General features: G+C 75.2%; 5 protein-coding genes. All 5 read left to right on the top strand.

All coding sequences use genetic code 11. The features are described from left to right. The first annotated feature begins 159 nt into the window (after nucleotides 1-159). The gene (locus ASG00_RS06020) at nucleotides 160-1347 is read left to right on the top strand and encodes a hypothetical protein (RefSeq protein WP_056207559.1); all 1188 of its coding nucleotides are present in this window, start codon (nucleotides 160-162) and stop codon (nucleotides 1345-1347) included. 16 nt (nucleotides 1348-1363) lie between these two features. Then, complete coding sequence (locus tag ASG00_RS06015; RefSeq protein ID WP_045247834.1) at nucleotides 1364-1798, top strand: hypothetical protein; 435 nt, start codon at nucleotides 1364-1366, stop codon at nucleotides 1796-1798. A 7-nt stretch (nucleotides 1799-1805) separates the two neighbouring features. Then, a complete protein-coding gene (gene hypF, locus ASG00_RS06010) occupies nucleotides 1806-4154 on the top strand; it encodes a carbamoyltransferase HypF (protein WP_082483089.1) in 2349 nt (782 codons plus the stop codon). Beyond that, complete coding sequence (locus ASG00_RS06005; RefSeq protein WP_045247835.1) at nucleotides 4111-4362, top strand: HypC/HybG/HupF family hydrogenase formation chaperone; 252 nt, start codon at nucleotides 4111-4113, stop codon at nucleotides 4360-4362. Before hypF ends, ASG00_RS06005 begins: the two co-directional genes overlap by 44 nt. Next, a partial coding sequence (locus ASG00_RS15295) for a hypothetical protein (RefSeq protein WP_200930868.1) occupies nucleotides 4359-4731 on the top strand: 373 nt, incomplete at its 3' end. The genes ASG00_RS06005 and ASG00_RS15295, both read left to right, overlap by 4 nt.

Below are 4731 nucleotides of genomic sequence, written 5' to 3'. Positions count from 1 at the left end.
CGCCGCCCCGAACGGCATCATGATGAAGCAGCGCAACCTGCTCGGCGACCGCAGCGCGCTGCTGCGCGAGGCCCTCTCGGACGAGTTCACCGTCGGCCCCGTCGACGCCGAGTGGTCGGCGAAGCGCCGCCGGCTCACCATTCCCGCGGGGGCGACGTCGTGACCGGCATCGCCCGTCCCCAGGCACTGGGCGCGTTCCCGTTCCCCGCGGGTCTTCTGCTGATCGCCGGGGGTGAGGAGACGGATGCCGCGCGCACCGCGCTCGTGCGCGGCATCCTGCCGGAGACCTGGCCGGCCCGCCTCGAGGGGGTGCGTCTCGTGCACGAGGGCCGCCTCGACGAGGCCGCCGCCTGGTTCGCGGACTCCGACGACCCCGTCGACCGCTACAACCTGTTCGTGCTCGACCCCGAGCGTGTGAGCCGGTCGGAGGCCGCCGCCGCCGTCGGCGACGACTGGCGTCCGCTCGTCGATCACGTCGCCTACACGGTCGGGCTCACGAGCGTGCCGCCGACGTCCGAGGGGCTCGACGGCGAACTGGCCGCGCTCGTCGGCACCGCCGAGGCAGCCGCCGCCCTCGCCGACGGCGACGAGCCCGTGGCCCTCGCCCACCTGCGGCTCGCCGCCGACGCCGCCCGCGACGTCGCCCCGGCGCTCGCCGGCGTGGTGCTGAGCGAGCTCGCCGGCCGCGGCCACGATCTGGTCGACGCCGAGGAGGCGGTCGCGCTGCTGCGCGGCACCGACCTGCCGGCGGCGGCCGCCGAGGCCTTCTTCCACCGTGCCGGGCTCGTGCACGGCCTCGCGATCGAGGGACGCCGCTCGCTCGGCGACGCGATCGCGGGCTACACGGAGGCGCTGCGCCGGATCGACGAGGTCGGGCAGCGGTCGCTGTTCGCGCGCATCCATCTGAACCTCGGCACCGCCTACCTCGCCGCCCCGATCGTCTCGGACGCCGATCACCTGCGGGTCGGCATCGCGCTGCAGTCGCTGCGCACCGCGGTGCGGCTGCTCGACGAGGAGCGCGACGCCGAGGAATGGGCGAGCGCCCGTCTGAACCTCGCGAACGCGCTCGTCTACGCTCCGTCCGCGAAGCAGCGCGACCACCTCATGGAGGCCGTCGACCTGTACGAGGTGGTGCTGCGCACCCGTTCGCCGAAGAAGGACGCCCTCGGGCGCGCGCGGGTGCTGTCGAACCAGGGCAACGCGCTCGCGCACCTGGGTCTGCTCGGCGATGCGCGCGAGCGCTTCGATGAGGCCGAGTTCCTGTTCGCGTCGAAGGGCGATGAGAGCTCCGCCGCGATCGTGCGCGATCTGCGCGGCAGCCTGATCGCCGTGGGCGCCGACGACTGAGAAGAGGATGCCCCGCATGACCACCATCGCCCCCACCCCCGCCGACGAGACCGTCGACCTCGACGCCGCCGCCACGCGGCTCGACCGGGCCGTCGCGGCCCTCGCCGAGCTGTCTCCGGAGAGTCGCGCGGTCGCGGACGAGTTCGCGCTCGCCGCCGACGCGCTCGCGAAGGACGCGCTGACCACGATCGTGCGCACTCTCCGCGCCGACCCGCGCGGCAAGGAGCTGCTGTTCGAGCTCGTCGACGACCCGGCCGTGCGCATGCTGCTCGGCATGCACGGCATCATCCGCATGCCCGACCCGGCCGGGATCGCCGCTCCCGTCGAGCGGCGACCCGCGTTCGTGAGCCTCGAGGCGATGCTGCGCGGCCCCCGGGCCGTGCCGATCGGCGCCTGCGGGGTCGGCGCGCACGCCTGCGGACCCGAGGGCTGCGGCTGCGGCGCGCACTGAGGTCGACGTGCTCTCCCCGACATCCCCCTCGCTCGAACGCCACGCACTCACCGTGCGCGGCGTGGTGCAGGGTGTCGGCTTCCGGCCGCACGTCGCCCGGGTGGCGGCCGCCTACGGGGTGACCGGCTGGTGTGGCAACGACGACGAGAGCGTCTTCATCGAGGCGCAGGCCACGAGGGGCGCTCTCGGCGCGTTCGTCGCCGCGGTGCGCGCCGATGCGCCCGCGCTCGCCGTGGTCGACGACGTCGAGGTGCGCGCGGTCGCGACCATCCCCGACGAGAGCGGCTTCCGCATCGTGCCCTCGCGGCGGGCCGAGGGGGCGCGCACCCTGATCCCCGCCGACGCGGGGCTGTGCGACGACTGCCGCCGCGAGCTGCACGACCCGACCGACCGCCGCTACCGGTACCCCTTCATCACCTGCACGAACTGCGGTCCGCGGCTCAGCATCATCCGCGACCTGCCCTACGACCGCCCGCTGACGACCATGTCGGTGTTCCCGATGTGCGACGCGTGCCGTGCCGAGTACGACGACCCGCTCGACCGGCGCTTCCACGCCCAGCCGATCAGCTGCTGGGAGTGCGGCCCCACGCTCCGCTACGACGAGGACGCCGAACCGGATGCCGCGGCCACCGGCCTCGACGCGATCGACGCCGCCCGTGCGCTGGTGCGCTCCGGGGGCATCCTCGCGGTGAAGGGGCTCGGCGGCTACACCCTCATGTGCGACGCGCGCGACGAGCACGCCGTGTCGCGCCTGCGGGAGCGCAAGCACCGCCCCGACAAGCCGTTCGCAGTGATGGCGGGATCGGTCGCGCTCGCCGCCCAGCTCATCGACCTCGACCCGCGTGCGGGACGGGAGCTGGCGGGACCGGCGCGCCCCATCGTGATCGCCGGGCAGGCCGCGGCATCCGATCTGGCACCGTCGGTGGCCCCCGGGCTCGATCGGGTGGGCGTGATGCTCGCGAGCGCCGCGGTGCACGAGCTGCTGCTCGGCGACGGCGACGTGTGGGTGGCGACGAGCGGCAACGTGTCGGGCGATCCGCTGTTCTTCGACGACGACGAGGCGCGGGCGGGGCTCGCGGGCATCGCCGACGCGTTCGTGTCGAACGACCGGCGGATCCACGTGCCCGTCGAGGACTCCGTGGTGCTCGCCGACCCCGACCGCGACGAGCTCGTGCCGCTGCGGCGCAGCCGCGGCTACGCGCCCCTGCCGGTGCGGCTCGCCTCGGGCGCCGGCGCGGTGCTCGCGGTCGGCGGTGAGCTGAAGAGCACGTTCGCCCTCACCCGTGACGGCATGGCGTTCCTCTCGCCCCACATCGGTGACATGGGGTCGCTGGCCTGCCAGCGCGCGTTCGAGCGCAGCGTCGCCCAGCTCGCGGCCCTGCACCGCCGCGAGCCCGACCTGCTCGTCGCCGACCGGCACCCCGACTACGCGACCACCCGGTGGGCCGAGCGGCACGCCGAGGCCCGCGGCATCCCCCTGCTGCAGGTGCAGCACCACCACGCGCATGCGCTGAGCCTCGTCGCCGAGCACCAGGCCGGCGGTGAGCCCGTCGTCGTCGCGACCTTCGACGGCACCGGGTTCGGCGACGACGGCACGAGCTGGGGCGGCGAGTTCCTCGCGCTCGACGCGCGGCCGCTGCGGTGGGAGCGCGCCGCCCACCTGCGCCCGTTCCGGCTGCCCGGCGGCGACAGCGCGACCCGCAACCCGTGGAAGACCGCCGTCGCCGTGCTCGCCGACTGGGGCATCGACGACACCGGCCTGCCCTGCCTCGACGCCGCCCCGCCCGCCGAGCTCGCCGTCGTGCGTTCGCAGCTCGCCGCGGGCATCGCGTGCCCGACGACCTCCAGCGTCGGTCGCCTGTTCGACGCCGTCGCGTCACTGCTCGGTGTGCGCCACCGGGTGACGTACGAGGCGCAGGCCGCGATGGAGCTGGAGGCCGCGGCATCCGCCTGCCGACACGGCGGCCACGGCGCCGCACCCGACGTCACGCCCGAGACGCTCGTGCGCGAGCTCGCCGACCGGCTGCGCGCCGGCGACGCCGTCGCGTGCCTTGCGCGGCGGTTCCACGACGGCATCGCCATGTGGACCGCCCAGACCCTCGCGCACGTCGCCGCCGCCCGCGGCGCGCGTCTGGTGGGGCTCTCGGGCGGCACCTGGCAGAACCTCGCCCTGCGCACGGCGGTGCGTGCCACGCTCACCGCACTGCAGGTGCCGGTGCTCGTGCACGAGCGCGTGCCGGCCGGCGACGGAGGTCTCAGTCTGGGGCAGGCCTGGGCCGGCACCCTGCTGCTGGAGAGAGGGGAGGACGCACATGTGTCTCGCGATTCCGGGTCGCATCCTGCGACGGTGGGATGAGGGCGGCGCGCTGCTCGCGGAGGTCGACTTCGCGGGCGAGCTGCGCCGGGTGAAGCTGAACTTCCTGCCCGACCTCGAGGTCGGCGACCACGTCATCGTGCACGCCGGCTTCGCGCTCACCAGAGTGCCCGAGGAGCAGGTCGCGCAGGTCATGTCCGCGATGCGCGATGCGGGCCTGCTCGACGAGTTCCCGGCGGTGGCGTCGTGAGTGACGGGCGGGTCGCGGCGGTGCACCTCGCTCGCAGTCGCGCGATCGACGGCGCCCTGTATGTCGTGACGGATGCCGCGGCTCCCGCGCCGTTCGTCGCGGTGCCGACGGCGGGCGCCGAGGCGGTGCTGCGCGCCCGGGTGCGGGCCGGGGACAGCGTCGTGGCAGTGGCGGACTTCCCGGGGCGCGACCGCATCCTGCGCCGTGCGTCGGCGTGGGGCGCGAACGCGATCTGGGTGGGGGAGTCGTCCCGCCCCGACGACGGGCTCGCGACGGTGTGCGTGCCGGGCGACCCGCGGGAGCTCCTCGCCGACTGGGCCGAGTCGGCGCCGCGCCTGGCGGCCGACCCGCTCGCGATCGCCCCGGCGA

The sequence above is a fragment of the Microbacterium sp. Leaf351 genome (genome assembly GCF_001423825.1).
GTDB lineage: Bacteria > Actinomycetota > Actinomycetes > Actinomycetales > Microbacteriaceae > Microbacterium > Microbacterium ginsengisoli.
Note: the sequence above shows the minus strand (reverse complement) of the source record. Positions and strands in the feature narration are given on the sequence as shown.